Origin of the sequence: Marinobacter flavimaris (genome assembly GCF_045057155.1) — a bacterium.
Classification (GTDB): domain Bacteria; phylum Pseudomonadota; class Gammaproteobacteria; order Pseudomonadales; family Oleiphilaceae; genus Marinobacter; species Marinobacter manganoxydans.
In genome coordinates this window covers 197,144-215,671 of record NZ_CP171359.1, presented here as the reverse complement: position 1 = coordinate 215,671, position 18,528 = coordinate 197,144, and the positions used below count along the sequence as shown (strand labels likewise).

Here is an 18,528-nt window from a genome sequence, read left to right as displayed (position 1 = left end):
ATGACCGACACAGACGCTTCTGTATCTGCCGTTGCAGAGTATCCCCTGCCGGACAACGGTTGGGCGGATCTCGACAACCGCGTGGTTGTATGCGTCAGCGGCCCGGGCACCGACAAGTTTCTTCAGGGCCAGTTCAGCCAGAACCTCGATGAGGTAATCCCGGAGTATTCGCCGCGCGCGGCCGCAGCAACGCCCAAGGGTCGCGCCTACTGCCTCACACGTATGGTCCGTTCAGGCGACGATATCCTGATGGACTTTCCCGCCGAACTCGCTGACGACATCATCAGCCACTTGCGCAAATATCTGATGCTGTTTCGTGGAACCACCATGGAGGTGGTTCAGGAAACGAAGATTATAGGGATTCTGGGCGACGGCCTGGCAGAAACGCTCGCCGGAAAGCCACTGGATTCTCTGAAAGAGCCCGGGGACGCCTGCACACTCCCTGACGGCATCCTCGTGAAGACGCAATCGACAGCCGAGGGCACGCCCCGCTTCGAGTTCTGGCACACTGAAGAGGGCGAAGCAGCACTTCCCGCCAGCGCCCGTATGTCGGCGGCCGACTGGCAGGCCTCCGAAATCGCAGCGGGCGTCGCCTCCCTGACTACCGCCACACAAGAGTCCTTCGTGCCTCAGATGCTGAACTGGCAGCATGTGGGCGGCGTGCATTTCAAGAAAGGCTGCTACACGGGTCAGGAAGTGATTGCCCGCATGCACTTCCTTGGGCAATTGAAAAAGAGCCTTTTCCGCTTCCGTATTGAACAGTCAGAAGACTTGCCAACCCCCGGAACCGCATTATTTGCTGGCGAGCGGTCAGTCGGAGAAGTGGTCAATGCGATCAAATACCGCGACGGCAGCGTTGAATTACTTGCGGTGGTTCGCCACGATGCCGCTGAAAACGCCTTGCATCCGGAGGGCCTGTCACAGGTGACGCTGGAGCCAGCGCCACTGCCCTACCCGGTGCCCGAAAGGGAAAAAAGCGCACAATCAGATACATAAGTTGACAGGCAAACGCGCCAGAATTTGCTATTTTGCTATGCAGCAGCTCACATATTTGATTGTTCGGACAGTGGCCCAGGCATTCTGGCCATTCTTCGAAATCTTTAAGCGGACCTTTACTGACCATGTCGAATATTGTTGAAACCATCAAAGCCGATCTCAACGCAGCCATCGAAAATGACAAGCTGGTGCTTCCCACCCTTCCGGAGGTAGCCCTTCAGGTCAGAGACATTGCGCAATCCGAGGATTCTTCAATAGCCGACCTGGTAAAGGTCATCAGCAATGACACGGCCCTGTCCGCACGCATCATCCGGGTGACCAACAGCCCGCTGTTCCGGGGCAGCCGAGCCATTGAGAACCTGAACATGGCGGTAAGTCGCCTCGGTATGGCCTACACCAGCAACCTGGCCATGGGCCTGGCCATGGAGCAGATGTTCCAGGCCACGTCCGACATGATCGACAAGCGCATGCGGGCCACCTGGCAGACCAGTACCGAAGTGGCCGGCGTCTGCCACGTTCTGGCGCAACACTACACCAAACTCAAGCCGGACCAGGCTACCCTTGCAGGCCTTGTGCATCTGATCGGCGTACTGCCCATCCTGCGCTATGTGGAAGATCAGGATATCCAGATCAGCAGTATCATGCTGGACAACGTGGTCGATGAGCTGCATCCCAAGATCGGGGCGACCATCCTCAAGAAGTGGGATTTCCCGAAAGAGCTCCAGAACGTTCCCCTGGAATACGCCAACTTCAACCGGGAAGTGCCGACGGCCGACTATGCGGATCTGGTGATGGTGGCCAATCTGCAGCTGGTTGCGGGGTCAGAGCACCCCTGGAATGAAATGGACTGGACGAAGATTTCGGCGTTTGATCGTCTTGGGTTGGATCCGAATATCGACATGAGCGAGGAAGAGGATCTGAACGCCCAGATGGAAGCGGCTATGGCGCTGCTTCAGTAATTTTTTGCCTCTGGGAGTTTGGCCGCCCGTCTTCAGGATGGGGTCAGGCTCCCAAAACACGCTGTGAATACTTCCCTGTACGCTCGGCTCCGCCATCCATGGCTCCGCACGGTTTTGGGAGCCTGACCCCATCCCGAAGACTACTTGCGGACATGCCCTCAGCTCTTCTTGTATCTCTCGATCAGCTCAGCTTTGCTTGGCAACGCCCAGTTAACGGTGGGCTTTCCCTGCTGCTCCAGCCAGTCGTTGGCCTTTGAGAAGTGCTTGCAACCGAAGAAGCCCCGGTAAGCACTCAGGGGTGACGGGTGTGGGCCGTCTAGGACCAGATGTTTGTTGCGGTCGATGTGCTGGCATTTCTTTTTGGCGTAGCTGCCCCAGAGCAGGAATACCACGCCTTCCCGCTCGCGGTTGATGGTTTCGATGACTTTGTCGGTGAAGGTTTCCCAGCCTTTGCCCTGGTGGGCGCCGGCCTGGCCCTGAACGACGGTGAGGACACTGTTGAGCAGCAATACGCCCTGCTCTGCCCAGGGCTGCAGGCAGCCGTGGTCGGGGGGAGCTATACCCAGGTCGTCCTGTATTTCCTTGAAGATGTTCACCAGTGAGGGCGGGATGGCCACGTTCGGGCGCACGGAGAAGCACAGGCCGTGGGCCTGGCCTGGACCGTGGTAGGGGTCTTGGCCGAGAATGACCACTCTCACGTTATCCAGTGGCGTGCTGTTGAGGGCGTTGAAGCAGTGTTGGCTGGCGGGGAACAGGACTTTGCCGGCCTGTTCCTCGGCGGCGAGGAACTCCGCCAGGCCCTGCATGTAGGGCCGGCGGAATTCTTCCGCGAGATGCTCTTTCCAGCCCCGGTCGGGCCTGAGCTGGCTGGCCAGTACCTCAACCGGGCTCATGGATCACTCCTCGTCTTTACGGCTGTCGGCCTTGTGCTCGGGGCGCATGGCCGGGAACAGGATAACGTCGCGGATTGATGCCGAGTTGGTCAGCAGCATGGCCAGCCGGTCGATTCCGATACCTTCACCGGCGGTGGGCGGCAGGCCGTATTCCAGGGCCATCACGTAGTCTTCATCGTAGAACATGGCTTCGTCGTCACCGGCCTCTTTCTCGGCCACCTGGGCCTGGAAGCGCTCCGCCTGATCTTCGGCGTCGTTCAGCTCCGAGAAGCCGTTGGCGATTTCGCGACCGCCCACGAAGAACTCGAAACGTTCGGTGACGAACGGGTTGCTGTCTTTGCAGCGGGCCAGGGGCGACACTTCTTTCGGGTACTCGGTGATAAATGTCGGCTGCATCAGGCGATGCTCCGCCGTCGCCTCGAAGATCTCGATCTGGACTTTGCCCAGGCCCCAACCATCCTTGAGATGAATACCAAGGTTTTTCGCCACCTGGCGGGCACTGGCGTCGTCCGCCAGCTGTTCCGGCTTGATGTCCGGGTTGTAGCGCAGGATGGCGTCGACCACGGTCAGGCGCTCGAAGGCTTTACCAAAATCGTACTCGACGGTTTCTTCGCTGCCATCCGCCAGGGTGCGGGTGTTCACGACGGTCGTCGTACCCAGCACTTTCTGCGTAATGCTGCGCAGCATGTCTTCGGTCAGATCCATCAGGTCGTTGTAGTCCGCGTAGGCCTGATAGAACTCGACCATGGTGAATTCCGGATTATGACGGGTGGAAAGACCCTCATTGCGGAAGTTCCGGTTGATCTCGAATACTCGCTCAAAGCCGCCAACCACCAGGCGCTTCAGGAACAGCTCCGGCGCAATGCGCAGGTACATGTCGATACCCAGGGCGTTGTGATGAGTCACGAAGGGACGCGCTGTGGCACCGCCGGGAATCACCTGCAACATCGGGGTTTCCACTTCCATGAAGTCCCGCTCAGTGAAGTACTGACGCATGGCGCTGATGATCTTCGAGCGCGCATAGAACACCCGACGGCTGTCCTCGTTGACCATCAGGTCGACGTAGCGGTGGCGGTAACGGGCTTCCGTGTCGGTCAGGCCCTTGTGTTTTTCAGGGAGCGGGCGCAGGGACTTGGTGAGCAGCACATACTCATCCATGGTCACGTACAGGTCGCCCTTGCCCGACTTGGACAGAGTGCCACGAACACCCACGATGTCCCCCAGATCCCAGTGTTTGGTGTCTTTCTGGACATCCTTGGACGCGTAGATCTGGATCCGGCCGGTCATGTCCTGAACCACCTTGAATGCCTTGCGATCAAGCATCATGCGGCCGGCAATGGCCACCTTGATACCGAGGGACTCCAGCTCTTCCTTGGATTTATCACCATATTTCGCCTGCAGTTCCGCGGCGGTGGCGTCACGACGGAAGTCGTTCGGGAAGGCATTGCCCTGGTCGCGCATCTCGGACAGTTTGGCGCGGCGCTCGGCAATCAGCTTGTTGTCCTCATGCTGTGCGGCATTCTGAGTTTGATCAGTCATTTTGGCTCACTAGGAATCGGGTTGTCCGGGTTAGCGTGGCAAAGGCGCTGGTTACAGCGCCATCTTCAGGCTGGCTTCGATGAACTTGTCAATGTCACCGTCCAGCACCGACTGGGTATTACTGGTTTCAACTTTGGTGCGCAGGTCCTTGATACGGCTGTCATCCAGAACATAGGAGCGGATCTGGCTGCCCCAACCGATATCGGCCTTGGCGTCCTCGGCCTTCTGTTTCTCGGCGTTACGCTCCTGCATCTCACGCTCAAACAGCTTCGCCTTGAGCTGCTTCATGGCCTGGTCCTTGTTCTGGTGCTGGCTTCGGCCAGCCTGACAGGCCACAACAATACCGGTGGGATTGTGAGTCAGACGTACCGCCGACTCGGTCCGGTTAACGTGCTGACCACCGGCGCCGGAGGCACGGTAGACATCCACTCGCAGATCCGCCGGATTGATTTCAATTTCGAAGCTGTCATCAACTTCCGGTGACACAAACACGGAAGAAAACGAAGTATGCCGACGGTTGCCGGAATCGAACGGCGATTTACGCACCAGCCGGTGCACGCCGGTTTCGGTACGCAGCCAGCCATAGGCATAGTCGCCCTGGATGTGAATGGTGGCGCTCTTGATACCCGCCACATCGCCTTCCATCAGCTCGACAATTTCGGCCTTGAAGCCCCGACGCTCTGCCCAGCGCAGGTACATGCGCAGGAGCATGTTGGCCCAGTCCTGGGCTTCGGTGCCACCGGAGCCGGCCTGAATATCCAGGTAGGCGTTGTTGGCGTCCATTTCGCCGGAGAACATGCGGCGGAATTCGAGCTTCTCGAGCTCTTTATCAAGGCCCTCAAGATCTGATTCGATCTCGGCAACGGTGCCCGCATCCTCTTCTTCTGCGGCAATGTCCAGCAGACCTTCGGCGTCTTCCAGGCCGGAGGTGAGGTTGTCGATGGTCTTGACGATCAGTTCAAGATCCGCGCGCTCTTTGCCCAGAGCCTGAGCCCGCTCGGGGTCGTCCCAGACACTCGGCTGCTCCAGTTCGCGCTCAACTTCGGTCAGTCGCTCACTACGCTGATCGTAGTCAAAGATACCCCCTGAGCGCTTCAGTGCGCTCACGAAGCTCTTTAATCTTCGTCACAATGGGATTAATTTCCATGAAACCCTTACTCGCTTTAGAAAATGGAGAGTAAAAACAGAGGGCGGATTCTACCCGAAATTGCTTTCTAAATCAGCCGTGGTTTTTCGGCCTTGAGGAGCAAACAGCCGATGTGGATTCCAGAGACCGGTGCAAGCAGGAGGCAGGCAAGGCTTTCCGGGAGACGCTGTGAATACGTCCCTGTACGCTTGACGAAAACATCCCTGTTTTCGACACTCCCGGAAAGCCTTGCCTGCCTCCTGCCCATGATTTTGGCTTCATTCTTCAGCCTGATCGGCCGGGGGCCGGGGAATTAAGAGAGCGGCTCCAGGTAATCCACCAGCAACTGCAGATTGGTCCGCCCCCGAAAGGTGTTTGCATCCGGCTTGTAAACAACCCGGGCCCCGGTGCGGGTGTAGTCGGGCACTTCCGGGCCGGTATTGAACGCTATGCCGTCGATAATTCCGCCGCCCTCGGCTGGTTGCAGCACCAGTTTCAGGTGATTCTCCCCAACGATTCGCTGGCTCACCACCCGGAATTCGCCGTCGAACAACGGCTCCGGGAAATGCTGCCCCCAGGGGCCGGCCCGCTTGAGCAGTGCCGCGGTGTCCAGTGACAGCTCGTTTTGCCCAAGCGGCCCGTCGGTGGTGATCGCGGCTTCCAGATCTTCCGCCGACAGCGTGTCGCGAACGGCGTGATCGAAGGCTTCGGAGAAAGCATCCAGATCGGCTTTGGCGAGGGTCATGCCGGCGGCCATGGCGTGACCCCCAAACTTTTTCATCATGCCGGGGTGGCGGGAGTCGACCACCGCGAGCACATCCCGGATATGCAAACCCGGGATGGACCGGGCGGATCCCTTGATGTCTTCGCCATTGTCATCCGGGGCAAAGGCAATGGTTGGTCTGTGGGTCTGCTCTCGAATTCGGGCCGCGAGGATGCCGATAACCCCCTGATGCCATTCAGGATCAAACAGGGCGAGGCCCCAGGGCAGTTCCTCAAGATCAAGAGACATGGAAGCCAGCAGATCCTGTGCCTGGGCCTTCATGTCTTTCTCGATGGTCCGGCGTTCACGGTTGAAGGTGTCCAGCTCCCGCGCCAGTCGACGCGCCTCGTCCGGACTGTCTGCCAGCAGGCAGGCAATACCGATACTCATGTCGTCAAGCCTGCCCGCCGCATTCAGACGGGGGCCAACCACAAATCCAAGGTCGGTTGAGCTGATCGCGGTATGGTCGCGGCCCGCAATTTCCAGCAGGGCAAGGATTCCCGGCCGGGCCTCGCCCTGACGTATCCGGCGCAGGCCCTGCTCCACGAAGATCCGATTGTTATGGTCCAGGGGCACGACATCAGCCACCGTACCCAGGGCCACCAGATCAAGCAGGCTCCCCAGGTTCGGCTCGGGATCAGGCAGGCGTTGGGTTTCCCGGAGCTGCTTGCGCAACGCCGTAAGGACGTAAAACATCACGCCCACACCGGCGGCGTTCTTGCTCAGGAAGGGGCAGCCCGGCTGGTTGGGATTGACGATGGCATCGGCGTCCGGGAGCTCTTCACCGGCCAGGTGGTGATCCGTCACCACCACCTTCACGCCAAGCTCTTTGGCCGCTCGAACACCCTCAACGGCGGCTATGCCGTTATCGACGGTAACCATCAGGTCGGGAAGCTGACCTTCATCGCGCAAGCGCTCAATAATACCCGGCGTCAGGCCATAGCCATCGGCAAACCGGCTCGGGACGCGAAAATCGATGCTCTGCAGACCCAGCATTGAAAGGCCAAGCATGGCGACGGCCGTGCTGGTGGCGCCATCGGCGTCAAAATCCCCGAGCACCAGAACCCGCTGTTGCTGTTCGATGGCTTCGGCAAGAAGTTCGACGGCCCGGTCGATGCCCCGAAGTGACATGGGCGAGGCCAAGTGTTTCAGCGTGTAGCTGAGCTGTTCATCGGAAGTAACGCCACGGGCCGCGTAAAGACGGCGAAGCAAGGGAGGCAGGTTTTGCCCCCAGTCCGGGAATGTCTCGGGCTGGGGGCGACGCAGGATCTTTTTTGGTGTCATACCCGGTCAGGCGTTTTTCCAGTGCTTGGCAATAAACTCCTGCACACCGGCGATATTGTTATCCAGCACCGTGTAGCGCTCTTCCCGCTCGAACAGGTCGGCCATATGGGCCGGCAGAGGCGGCTTCACAATTACGCCGGATTCGGCCACGGCATCCGGGAACTTGGCCGGGTGCGCGGTACCCAGGGTGATCATCGGTACCGCCTGATCACGGCGACAGTTGCGCGCAGCGCGAACCCCGATGGCGGTGTGAGGATCCAGAAGATACTCGTTCTGTTCGTAAATCTCACGAATCGTATCGCAGGTGGCTTTGTCATCCACCGCGTCACTGTCGAACAACTTGCGCGCATGCTTCCAGCGGTAATCCTCGATGCTGACCGGCCCTTTGGCGGCATTTTCCAGCAGGGTCTTCACTGCCAGCCCGTCACGGCCGTGCAGATCAAACAGCAGGCGCTCGAAATTGCTCGACACCATGATATCCATGCTCGGAGACAGGGTGTGCTCCAGCTGGTGCTGTTCGTATTTGTTGCCACTCATGAAACGATGCAGGATGTCGTTTCGGTTGGTGGCAATGACCAGCTGTGAGATTGGCAGCCCCATCTTCTTGGCCAGGTAGCCGGCAAAGATATCGCCGAAGTTCCCTGTGGGTACCGAAAACGCCATGCTCCGGTCCGGGCCACCCAACGCCAGGGAAGCGTGGAAGTAGTAAACAATCTGGGCCATGATCCGCGCCCAGTTGATGGAGTTCACGGCGGCCAGCTGGGTTTTGCCACCCAGGAATGACTGGTTGCCGAAGCTCTCCTTCACCATGCGCTGACAGTCGTCGAAGTTGCCACGCACCGCAATATTGTGGATGTTGTCACCCTGAACGGTGGTCATCTGGCGGCGCTGGACCTCTGACACCCGCTGGTAAGGATGCAGAATGAAAATATCCACGTGCTCGCACTTGCGACAGCCTTCGATGGCAGCCGAACCGGTATCACCGGAAGTTGCCCCCATGATAACCACGTGCTGCTTGCGCTTCTCCAGGACATAGTCCAGAAGGCGGCCCAACAGCTGCAGGGCGAAATCCTTGAACGCCAGGGTCGGGCCCCGAAACAGCTCCATCACCCATTCGTTGGTATCCAGCTGAACCAGCGGAGCCACGGCCTGGTGGGCGAAGACCGAGTAGGTCTCGTCCAGCATCTTGCGGAAATCATCCGCAGGCACAGCGTCGTCCACGAACGGGTGCATGACGTTGAAAGCCAGCTCGCTGTAGGAAAGTCCGCGCCAGCTACGGATTTCTTCCAGACTGAAATGAGGCAGGGATTCGGGAACGTAGAGACCGCCGTCTGTCGCCAGTCCGGTCAGCAAAACATCCTCAAACCCCAGTGCGGGCGCTTCACCCCGCGTACTGATGTATCTCACGTTCGTACCTGTCAGTTGAAGTTTTCAGCGCGGATGCGGACAACCTGGCCATCGGTATCGGACAGGGCTTCCAGCTCTTCAATCGCACGGTTGATCTGCCGTTCCTGAACGGTGTGGGTCAGGATGATCACCGGAATACGACCGTCTTTCAGCTCGGATTCCTTCTGCATGATCGACTCAATATTGATGCCATGCTCGCTCAGGATGGAGGCAATCTTGGCCAGTACACCCGGACGGTCCAGTGCGGTAATGCGCAGGTAGTAGGCAGACTGGATGTCTTCCATGGACAGCACATCCAGGTCTTCCATGGCATCTGGTGAGAAGCCAAGGTAAGGCACACGGAGGTTGCTTTCTGTCGCCACGGCACGGGCCACATCGACGATATCGGCAATAACAGCCGACCCGGTTGCCTCATCCCCTGCTCCGGGACCATAATACATGGTCTGGCCAACGGCATCGCCATCCACCAGGACCGCGTTCAGGACACCATCAACCTGGGCAATCAGATGACTCTGGGGCACCAGGGTCGGATGCACACGCAGCTCGATGCCATCATCGCGGCGACGGGCAATGCCGAGGTGCTTGATGCGATAACCCAGCAATTCGGCGTGAGCAATGTCATAAGGCGTAATCTTCGAAATGCCTTCGGTGAAGCCTTTCTCGAACTGGAGAGGCACGCCAAACCCGGCCGATGCCAGTATGGTCAGCTTGTGGGCGGCATCAATGCCTTCCACATCAAAGGTAGGGTCTGCTTCAGCGTACCCAAGATCCTGGGCTTCTTTGAGAACCTCGGAAAATTCCCGACCGGCACGCATTTCGGTCAGGATGTAGTTCCCGGTGCCGTTGATGATGCCGGCAATCCAGTCAATGCGGTTTGCCGCCATACCCTCACGAACAGCCTTGATGACCGGGATACCGCCGGCGACACCCGCCTCGTAAGCCACCACAACACCAGCCTTCTCGGCCGCCTCGAAGATTTCGTTGCCGTGGACGGCAATCAGGGCCTTGTTCGCGGTAACCACGTGCTTGCCGTTGCGGATTGCCGCCAGCACCAGCTCTTTAGCCGCATCGTAACCACCGATGAGCTCGACCACGATATCCACGTCGGGATCGTTCACCACGTCGTAAATGTCGGTACTGAAGGGCACATCGCCGAGGTCCATATCCTCGCGGGCCCGGCGACTGGCAACCCGGGTAATCCGGATATTGCATCCGGCCCGACCGGCAATCAGCCTGGCGTTGCGGGTCAAGACATTAAAGGTACCGCCGCCGACGGTTCCCAATCCGCAGATTCCGACACTGACGTCTTTCAAACTCTCACCTCTGATCCCGAAGGGGTGCTGATGAATTATATTAGGCGGGCATAGTATACCGATTCAGGCCTCACTGAATAAGCCCTGAATCGGATCCTTCGAAAATACCGTGTAACGCATCCCGTACGATAGGTGCGCCAGGATTTCAGAGTAGCCCGAGGCCTTCCGCCAGACGCTGGGCCGGGACATAGCCACGAACCATGTTGCCATCTTCCAAAACAATGGCAGGTGTCCCTGTGACCCCTACCCGGCCACCAAGCTCATACTGCTCGCCCACCGGATTTTCGCAACTGGCGTCGGGTACTGAGCGGCCGGCCTTGGCTGCGTCCATGGCCGCCTGCTGATCGTCAGCACACCAGACCGACTCATACTTCTTGAAAGACGCTGTATTGGGGCCGGACCGTGGAAACGCGTAGTAATTGACGGTAATGCCATAGTCATTCAACTGCGGCACCTCGTCATGCAGCTTCCGGCAGTAAGGGCAGTCGATATCAGTAAACACGTTTACCACGGCCTTTTCGTTTTTCGCCGGGAAGCTGATAACTCCCTTGTTACCATAGTCCGCAATCATTTCGCGACGGGCCTCCGTGCGGGCGGCTTCGGTGACATTGGCAATGCCCTGATCGGTAATCTTGAGAAGATCTCCCGTCATCAGGTACTGGCCATCCTCGGTCGCGTAGATGGTGTCGCCATTGTTGCTCTGAACCTCATAGAGGCCCTTGGCTTCGGATTCTTTTACCGACACCACCTTGAGGCCGGGGACAGCCTGGGTCAGACGCTCGGAAATCCGGTCTTCCACTTCACCGGCACTGACGCTGGCCGCGCCAAAGGCACCCAGGACAACTCCAAGCGCCACAACCACATGTTTCATATTCATTCTGGCAAACAACCTTTTCCAGTAAGCAGTTAAACAACCCGGGCAGTATTGGCACAGGCCGGGAATCAATTCAATGCGACAAATACACAAAAAGAAAGTTCACCCCCAATCGCGGAACCGCCCCACGGCTAGCCCCTGGGATGGTGAGCCTGGTGCAGCGACTGCAGTCGCTGACGAGCCACATGGGTGTATATCTGTGTTGTCGACAGGTCAGAGTGGCCTAGCAGCATCTGCACCACACGCAGGTCCGCTCCATGATTAAGTAGGTGCGTGGCAAAGGCATGCCTGAGTGTATGAGGCGACAGGTGTTTGCGAATACCCACTCGAACCGCGTAGTGCTTGATACGATGCCAGAAAGTCTGACGAGTCATCGCCGCAGCACGGTTGCCCGGGAACAGCGCATCGCAGGATCGCCCTTTAAGGAGTTCCGGCCGCCCTTCCTTCATATACTGCAGCAACCAGTCCACTGCCTCTTCACCCAGGGGGACCAATCTCTCCTTGTCGCCCTTGCCAGTGATCCGAACCACGCCCTGACGAAGGTTTACCTGATCAACCCGCAACTCGGTCAGCTCCGAGACCCGCAGACCGCAACCGTAGAGTATTTCCAGCATGGCCTTGTCCCTGAGCTCGATGGCAATTCCGGGGTCCGGCTCGGAAAGCAGCGCATCCACCTCGCCCTCGGTCAGCGAGTCGGGGAGACGCCGAGGCAGCCTGGGGCTGTCAATCCGAAGGGTCGGGTCTTCAGTAATCAGGCCTTCTCGCAGCAGAAACCGATAAAACCGCCGCAGCCCGGACAACCGCCTGGCCGCCGTGGTGCTCTTGACGCCCTGCGCGAGGCCACTGGACATCCACGCCAGTAAGTCGGTTCTGCGAACATCCTTGAGCAGCGGCTTGCCAGGCTGATTTTCGAGCCATTCCGACAACCGCAACAGATCGCTCCGGTAAGCCTGGCGGGTTTTTTCGCCCAGTCCGTCCTCCAGCCAGATGGCATCAACAAACCTGACGATCACCGATTCATCTTCTGCTCTCATGGCAAGTTCCCAGACTGCATAGGTCCCACAACACACCAAGCATACCGAAACCTCAGACACAAAAAAGGCAGCCCTCGGCTGCCTTTTCCTGACTGCTGTTCAGCGCACTGCTGATCAGCCCAGCTTTTCCTTGATACGAGCCGCCTTGCCAGACAGGTCGCGCAGGTAGTAAAGCTTGGCCTGGCGAACATCGCCACGACGCTTCACGCTGATGCTTTCGATCAGCTTGGAGAAGCTCTGGAAAGTACGCTCAACACCAACACCGTAGGAGATCTTACGTACGGTGAAAGAGGAGTTCATGCCGCGGTTACGCTTGCCGATGACGACACCTTCGAACGCCTGAAGACGCTCACGGTTACCCTCGGTTACGCGAACCTGAACGACCACGGTGTCACCCGGCGCAAACGCGGGGATTTCCTTGGTCATCTGTTCTGCTTCAAGTTGACTGATGATGTTGTTCTTGCCGCTCATCGTAATGCTCCTGATACCCAATCTGTTAATGCCCTGATTATTCAGAGGCACCCGGTTCGTTCAAAATCTCTTCCAGCAGCTCACGCTCTTCGTCCGTAAACACCCGCTTTTCCAGCAGGTCGGGGCGTCGCTCCCGGGTTCGCCTCAGCGACTGCTTGAGCCGCCAACGCCGGATCTGATCATGGTGACCGCCCAATAAAACATCCGGCACCGCCTGACCTTCGTAAACCTCGGGCCGGGTGTAGTGCGGACAATCCAGCAAACCGTCGGCGAAAGAATCCTGCTCTGCCGACTGCGCATGACCCAGCGCTCCGGGGATGAGGCGTGTAACCGCATCGATAACAGCCATCGCTGCCAGTTCGCCACCGGACAGCACAAAATCGCCCAGTGACACTTCCCGATCGACTTCCGTCGCTATCAGGCGCTCATCAACACCCTCGTACCGGCCCGCCACCAGAATCAGTTGCTGTTCTGCCGCGAGCGACTCGACAACAGACTGGTTCAGCGTCTCACCCTGGGGCGACAGGTAAACCACACAAGGGTTTCCGGGTGCCGATTCCCGTGCCGCATGGATTGCGTCCCTCAGGGGCTGAATTTTCATCAGCATGCCCGGGCCGCCACCATAGGGCCGGTCATCTACCGTTCGATGCCGGTCCTGGGTAAATTCACGGGGATTCCAGGTCCGAAAGGTCAGCAGACCATCCCGAACCGCACGCCCTGTGATCCCGTAATCCGTCACCGCACCGAACATCTCCGGGAACAGACTGACTGCGCCAATCCACACCCGTCAGAACTCCGGATCCCAGTCCACCACCATTTGCTTTGCGGCGAGATCAACACTCTGCACCACTTCGCCCGGCAGATAGGGGATCAGACGCTCACGTTGATCAATGGAGCCTGCTGTTGCCTGCACCACCAGAACATCGTTGGATCCGGTTTCCATCAGATGGTGCACTTTACCAAGGCACTCATCATCCACCGTGAACACATCAAGACCTTCCAACTGAAACCAGTAGTACTCCCCATCGGGAAGCGGCGGCAATTCAGCAGTGGAAACCCTGACTTCGGCACCACAATACGTGCGGGCCAGATCACGGTCGTTAATACCTTTCAGCCTGACGACGATCCCCTGCCCCTGGCGGCGGCCTTCCTCAAGCTTGGCCGGAATACGCTTGCCATCCAGATCAAGAGTCCAATCGGGATAGTTCAGTATTCCTTCCTTGGGGTCTGTGTAGGAAAAGACTTTAAGCCATCCTTTGACCCCAAACACCGAGGTAATCCGGCCGATCACAGTTTCCTGCGAATTCTGTGTCATGCCATAAACCCCGGTGTCAGTACTGTCTTACCCAGCAGCCTTCAGCAGCTGTGCAACGCGCTCGCTGGTCTGCGCGCCCTGACCGAGCCAGAAATTGACACGATCACGATCAACGCGAAGACTCTCTTCCTGACCACGGGCTACCGGGTTGAAGAAACCTACACGCTCAATAAAACGACCGTCGCGGGATTTGCGGCTGTCGGTGACTGTCAGATGGTAGAACGGGCGCTTCTTGGAGCCGCCACGAGCCAAACGGATAATTACCATTTAACCAATATCCTGTTCTGTTGAACGAACTTTGTACGATTCACGCCTGCTGAATACCAGCTGACGCGAAGACCCATACTCGAAAGGGGCGCCATTCTATGCTAAAAAAGCGCCAAAGAAAACAGCAAAACCAGTTGTTTCCCCGTTTTCCATGTAAGGCTTTTTACATACGGCCAAACGGGGGCATTCCGCCTCCCCCACCGCCGCCAGGGGGCATCATGCCGCCCATGCCGCGCATCATATTCGCCATACCGCCTTTCTTGCTGAATTTCTAAGACCCTTATGGAAAACCTGCGCGAGTGAGTAAACCTCTAACTATCTGTAATTACTATTTTTATGAGGAAATGAAAAAGATTTTGGGTCACTAAAATTCTCGTTTTGGTGCCATATGAGGCGAAACAAGCACGCATTATTGCAGTTTAGGGCACTTTTTATAAGAGGCCTCGCCGGCCCTCCTTGAGCATAAAATGATCAATTCGCCCCGAGGCATTCGAAGACTATCAATGTATTCACGAAACCATAAAATTTCTTTCAGTGCTGGTTAAGATCTGGCATCAGATCTTTTGGCGAGCATTCAAGTAATTCAGCGAATACATAAATTTTTTCGAGCGTAATGTTGACCTCCCCTCTCTCAATCTTGCCAACATAGCTTCTATCTATCCCAGCATCGTGCGCTAAGCGCTCTTGGGAGAATCCTTTTGATTTTCGAATTGCTCGAAGATTCCGCCCGAAAGCTTCACAAACAATAGAACCCATTTCTTGCCCTCATAAAGAGCAAGACTATGGTTTCTTGAGGCATATGGAGCCACGGCATATACTACCCATTTTCAAAGGTCGGCCCGATCGACTGTCAGACAAACCTAGGACTCTTCCATGAACGAATCGAAGCGAATTCGCGTTGACCAAATTTTGCTTCATCTGATTAAGCAGCTCGGGAATAGTCCTTTTTCAACGACAGAGATTCGGGATCTATACGCAGCCCAAATATCCTGCCCTCAGAATCTGGACCGCGGCTCGCTTCGCAAACACATATACAAGCAACTGCTCCGCCTGGAGTCTGCGGGCCTTTTGAAAAGGCATCACGGCGAGACGGGACGAGGCTGCAAATTCATCTATCGCGGTGTGCCGAAAGGAATATCTGTTCAAGTTAAACCTTCACCCTATGGACACTCAGTGGAGGACACCGAGTTTCTAATGGACCCAAACACGGTCAGAGATTTAAGAGAGGAGCTTTCAACGCGAAAAGTCGAATTGATGGCGAGTATCGGAGAGGCAGAGGAGTATCAGCGTCTCTACAACAAATTTCCAGCGCTCCAGGACATCGTCAGAACACAATATTTAGAGTCACGCGACCGGAGTACGAAACTACTAGGTCAGCTTCGTGCCGTGGAAGCCGTTCTGGCGGATATTGGGCTCCATGCATGATCCAACTCCGCGCCTGGCAAGCTGAATGTATTGAGAAAGCTCTTGCGACCTTTCAGAGGCAAACGCACTTTTTCTGCCACGCAACACCGGGCGCTGGTAAGACTGTAATGGTGGCATTGGTTGCCAAGGCACTTTTCCAGCAAGACAAAATCGATTTTGTCCTTTGCTTCTCGCCATCGCGTGCCATTGCTGAAGGTGTGGCTTCAGCATTTAGTCAAATTCTTGGGCGTAGCTTCAATGGGCAAATCGGGGCGGCAGGCGGCTCCTACACTTACCAATCCATGCACACTCTGCCCGAGGAATTATGGCAAGTATTACGCGAACACCGCGTACTCGTGGTTCTTGACGAAATACATCATTGCTCAGGGATCGTTTGGGGCAACTCTCCCACTGGCAACCGTTGGGGACGGACCATTTTAGATAAGGTCCAGGGAAAGGCGAGCTATACCATGGCGCTCTCCGGCACTCCCTGGCGAACCGATGACAGCCCTATCGTTCTCTCTCAGTACACGAAATCAACTGGCCAGATTCACTGCGACTATGAATACGGTTTGCAAAAAGCGATTTCTGACAGCGTATGCCGGGCACCAAAAATCGTTCTCACGGACAATCGTGAAATCAGCCTGAGCTCGGCAGACTTCGGCCTTAAAACGTTCGCCAGCATTAGCGACTCTCTCAAAAACGAGCACATAACCTATCCGGATTTCTTGTTCAGAGATGCAGTCATTGACCAGCTTCTCTCTGAGGCATCAGCAAGGTTGACAAGCATACGCAAACATACGCCTTTGGCAGGGGGGCTAGTTGTCGCAGCATCTGTGAGCCACGCTGAACAAATAGCAAGGCGCCTTGCGCTTGCTGGGGAGCATCCGATCATCGTCACCTATCAGACGCCTGAAGCGCAGCGCATGATTTCCAATTTCAAGACGTCGTCCGATCGTTGGATCGTCTCGGTTGGAATGATCAGCGAAGGCACCGACATTCCCAGGCTTCAGGTTTGCTGTCATCTGAGCAGAATCCGAACCGAGCTGCACTTCCGGCAGGTGCTCGGCCGAATTCTCAGGCGACAGCCAACTGATCCCGCAGATACCAGTGCTTGGCTTTACATGTTGGCTGAACCAAATTTAGCGGAATTTGCTCGTAAAATTGGAGAAGATCTTCCCGGGAAAAAGGTTGTTTCATTCATCCCGGATTTGAAGACTAGAGGTACTCAGGAATCGAAAGCAATGAAATGCGACCACGACGACAAATTCGTCTTCACCTTGGATCCCGACGAGCAGGTGTCAGTTGAATATTCTGGTCTATCCAGCGAAACACCGAAAGAAGAGGAAATCGACCTGCGTATTAGTAACCAGTACTGGAATGAGGTTCTCGCCCTTTTTGCTACTAGTACTTGAGATTTCCGTAGGTTCTAGCCCTTTTTACGCATAGTTCGCCTAACTATGCGTAAAAAGAAAAAGATCGCCTACCAAACCACAAATCGATTAATAATGGAACACGCTAACAGCGGCTGTCACGCTTGATATTGGAAAAGGCGGTCATTTAGATAAGTACAGGCTTTTCGCCAGCTCAGCCCCAGCCAAGTCTGCGGTGGTCACTTTGTACTTTACTGCAGTTGTGTATAGATATGTTTGTGGCATCGATCATAGTGGGCACTGATATTTGAAAATTTGGGCGAACAATGACAGGCAGCGCCAGAAACTTGGTTCCGAGAGCTGTGCAAACCATATAGCATTTTTCTGGAACGACTTGGTTCAGGGAAATGTGGTTGCAAATCGAGAGGTAATTGGAGCAAATCGTCATTTAGCCTTTAAAGTGGTCTGGAAACTGATCATCCATGGTCAACTGGTCAGTAAACAAAGCTGAAAACGATTGAGCTGGGAAGAGCGAGTCAGAGAAGCGTGTTAAAACACTTTCCGGGATTAGTCGACCACTAAGGGAGAGGCACAACGAATGGGCCGCGTCAGCACCAAAGCGAACATCTTTATGCATGGGACGCTCGCAGGACGCTTGGAGCGTATCGGGAGCCGTGTTCGATTTCAGTATGACGCCCAATATCTAAAAATCGGTAGTGCCCTGAGCATGAGCTTGCCTCTTCGTCCAGAGCCATATGAGTCCGAGGGGTTGCCTCCCTATTTCAGCGGTCTTTGCTCAGAAGGATGGCTGAAGCGAGTGCAGGCCTTCGAGCAGCGCATTGACCCTGACGATAGTTTTACGTTGCTAATCAATAACGGGAGAGATTTGGCTGGTGCTGTGACGATTGAGCCAATTGATGAGCACCACAGCCGATGGCCAGAATCCCGCATTGGACCAAATACCCGGTAAAACAATATCTGCCGCAGTTATTCCCGGACACCTCGGTCATTTGAAATAGGTGCAAGTTTATGTCCGAAAGAGAAGCCGCCATACCCAACGTTTCGCCGGAATCGGTGCAACAGAGGGCCGAGACAATATTTGAGTCTCGACAGATCGCTCTGAAGTGGTTAGAAAGTCCGGTCAGGGCGCTAGGTGGAGCCGTCCCCAGCGAGCTGCTCAGAACACCTGAAGGATGCAGTCGAGTTTATCAGCTGCTATCTAAGATTGAAGCTGGAGAATTTAGCTGAGGACAAGCTCAGGCTGGGCTGAGCGTATTATTCGAGTTAAAGACTGGAGGCAGGTCACTATGACAACAAAGCAGACCTTTTCAGATAGAGACCTACTAAATCCGCTATTCAGAAACAACGCACGCTAAGGTCGCAAAGCGAACATTCGGAATGGCCTTCAATGCCGCCCAATTTGCCTCCGTTTGAGGCTCGGGGTTGTCGTGTTTAGTGGGGGAAGTCCAGACTGGATGGTGGGTCAAGGTTTGTTGAAGGATTTATCAAG

The 18,528-nt window shown here is 56.2% G+C and carries 19 protein-coding genes; 6 read left to right on the top strand and 13 right to left on the bottom strand.

Annotated elements, in window-relative coordinates; all coding sequences use genetic code 11:
- On the top strand, positions 1-996 hold the full coding sequence (locus tag ACGK9W_RS01180) for a YgfZ/GcvT domain-containing protein (protein WP_405418809.1): 996 nt from the start codon (positions 1-3) through the stop codon (positions 994-996).
- 125 nt (positions 997-1,121) lie between these two features.
- Positions 1,122-1,955 carry an HDOD domain-containing protein gene (locus tag ACGK9W_RS01175; RefSeq protein WP_014576275.1) on the top strand — a complete coding sequence of 278 codons (834 nt, stop codon included), beginning with the start codon at positions 1,122-1,124 and terminating at the stop codon, positions 1,953-1,955.
- Between the two features lie 158 nt (positions 1,956-2,113).
- Here the strand turns inward: ACGK9W_RS01175 and ung are convergent, their stop codons facing one another.
- From ung to ACGK9W_RS01110, 13 genes are all read right to left on the bottom strand, one after another.
- Entirely contained in the window at positions 2,114-2,848 is a 735-nt protein-coding gene (ung, locus tag ACGK9W_RS01170) for a uracil-DNA glycosylase (protein ID WP_405418807.1), read from the bottom strand.
- A 3-nt stretch (positions 2,849-2,851) separates the two neighbouring features.
- A complete protein-coding gene (lysS, locus tag ACGK9W_RS01165; protein WP_405418805.1) occupies positions 2,852-4,387 on the bottom strand; it encodes a lysine--tRNA ligase in 1,536 nt (511 codons plus the stop codon).
- Positions 4,388-4,438: 51 nt separating this feature from the next.
- Positions 4,439-5,534 (bottom strand): peptide chain release factor 2 gene (gene prfB / locus ACGK9W_RS01160; protein WP_405418803.1). Its coding sequence is split into 2 segments (ribosomal slippage): positions 4,439-5,461 and positions 5,463-5,534, totalling 1,095 coding nucleotides; the frame shifts between segments, so codons are not numbered across the junction.
- 292 nt (positions 5,535-5,826) lie between these two features.
- Positions 5,827-7,560 (bottom strand): single-stranded-DNA-specific exonuclease RecJ, encoded by a 1,734-nt coding sequence (recJ, locus tag ACGK9W_RS01155; protein WP_405418801.1) that lies wholly within the window; start codon positions 7,558-7,560, stop codon positions 5,827-5,829.
- 6 nt (positions 7,561-7,566) lie between these two features.
- Complete coding sequence (thrC, locus tag ACGK9W_RS01150; RefSeq protein ID WP_405418799.1) at positions 7,567-8,967, bottom strand: threonine synthase; 1,401 nt, start codon at positions 8,965-8,967, stop codon at positions 7,567-7,569.
- An 11-nt stretch (positions 8,968-8,978) separates the two neighbouring features.
- Positions 8,979-10,280: a homoserine dehydrogenase gene (locus ACGK9W_RS01145; RefSeq protein ID WP_405418797.1), complete on the bottom strand. Its 1,302-nt coding sequence runs from the start codon at positions 10,278-10,280 to the stop codon at positions 8,979-8,981.
- A 145-nt stretch (positions 10,281-10,425) separates the two neighbouring features.
- Complete coding sequence (locus tag ACGK9W_RS01140; RefSeq protein WP_405418795.1) at positions 10,426-11,157, bottom strand: DsbC family protein; 732 nt, start codon at positions 11,155-11,157, stop codon at positions 10,426-10,428.
- 128 nt (positions 11,158-11,285) lie between these two features.
- Positions 11,286-12,188 (bottom strand): site-specific tyrosine recombinase XerD, encoded by a 903-nt coding sequence (xerD, locus tag ACGK9W_RS01135; protein WP_288366333.1) that lies wholly within the window; start codon positions 12,186-12,188, stop codon positions 11,286-11,288.
- 114 nt (positions 12,189-12,302) lie between these two features.
- Entirely contained in the window at positions 12,303-12,659 is a 357-nt protein-coding gene (gene rplS, locus ACGK9W_RS01130; protein WP_008176237.1) for a 50S ribosomal protein L19, read from the bottom strand.
- Positions 12,660-12,696: 37 nt separating this feature from the next.
- On the bottom strand, positions 12,697-13,443 hold the full coding sequence (gene trmD, locus ACGK9W_RS01125; protein ID WP_008176240.1) for a tRNA (guanosine(37)-N1)-methyltransferase TrmD: 747 nt from the start codon (positions 13,441-13,443) through the stop codon (positions 12,697-12,699).
- A 3-nt stretch (positions 13,444-13,446) separates the two neighbouring features.
- Positions 13,447-13,974 carry a ribosome maturation factor RimM gene (rimM, locus tag ACGK9W_RS01120; protein WP_008176242.1) on the bottom strand — a complete coding sequence of 176 codons (528 nt, stop codon included), beginning with the start codon at positions 13,972-13,974 and terminating at the stop codon, positions 13,447-13,449.
- A 27-nt stretch (positions 13,975-14,001) separates the two neighbouring features.
- Positions 14,002-14,241, bottom strand: coding sequence for a 30S ribosomal protein S16 (gene rpsP / locus ACGK9W_RS01115; protein WP_008176245.1), 240 nt, complete (start codon positions 14,239-14,241; stop codon positions 14,002-14,004).
- Between the two features lie 531 nt (positions 14,242-14,772).
- Positions 14,773-14,997: a helix-turn-helix domain-containing protein gene (locus tag ACGK9W_RS01110; RefSeq protein WP_011785746.1), complete on the bottom strand. Its 225-nt coding sequence runs from the start codon at positions 14,995-14,997 to the stop codon at positions 14,773-14,775.
- A 117-nt stretch (positions 14,998-15,114) separates the two neighbouring features.
- Between ACGK9W_RS01110 and ACGK9W_RS01105 the strand changes: the two genes are divergently transcribed.
- The 4 genes from ACGK9W_RS01105 (at position 15,115) to ACGK9W_RS01090 (ending at position 18,266) form a co-directional block, all read left to right on the top strand.
- The gene (locus ACGK9W_RS01105; RefSeq protein WP_011785747.1) at positions 15,115-15,666 is read left to right on the top strand and encodes a hypothetical protein; all 552 of its coding nucleotides are present in this window, start codon (positions 15,115-15,117) and stop codon (positions 15,664-15,666) included.
- Positions 15,663-17,060, top strand: coding sequence for a DEAD/DEAH box helicase (locus ACGK9W_RS01100; RefSeq protein ID WP_405418791.1), 1,398 nt, complete (start codon positions 15,663-15,665; stop codon positions 17,058-17,060). The genes ACGK9W_RS01105 and ACGK9W_RS01100 overlap by 4 nt, the downstream gene beginning before the upstream one ends.
- A gap of 556 nt (positions 17,061-17,616) precedes the next feature.
- Positions 17,617-17,988, top strand: coding sequence for a HipA N-terminal domain-containing protein (locus tag ACGK9W_RS01095; RefSeq protein WP_049756882.1), 372 nt, complete (start codon positions 17,617-17,619; stop codon positions 17,986-17,988).
- Positions 17,989-18,047: 59 nt separating this feature from the next.
- Positions 18,048-18,266: an MbcA/ParS/Xre antitoxin family protein gene (locus ACGK9W_RS01090; protein WP_081432081.1), complete on the top strand. Its 219-nt coding sequence runs from the start codon at positions 18,048-18,050 to the stop codon at positions 18,264-18,266.
- The last annotated feature ends 262 nt before the right edge of the window (positions 18,267-18,528 follow it).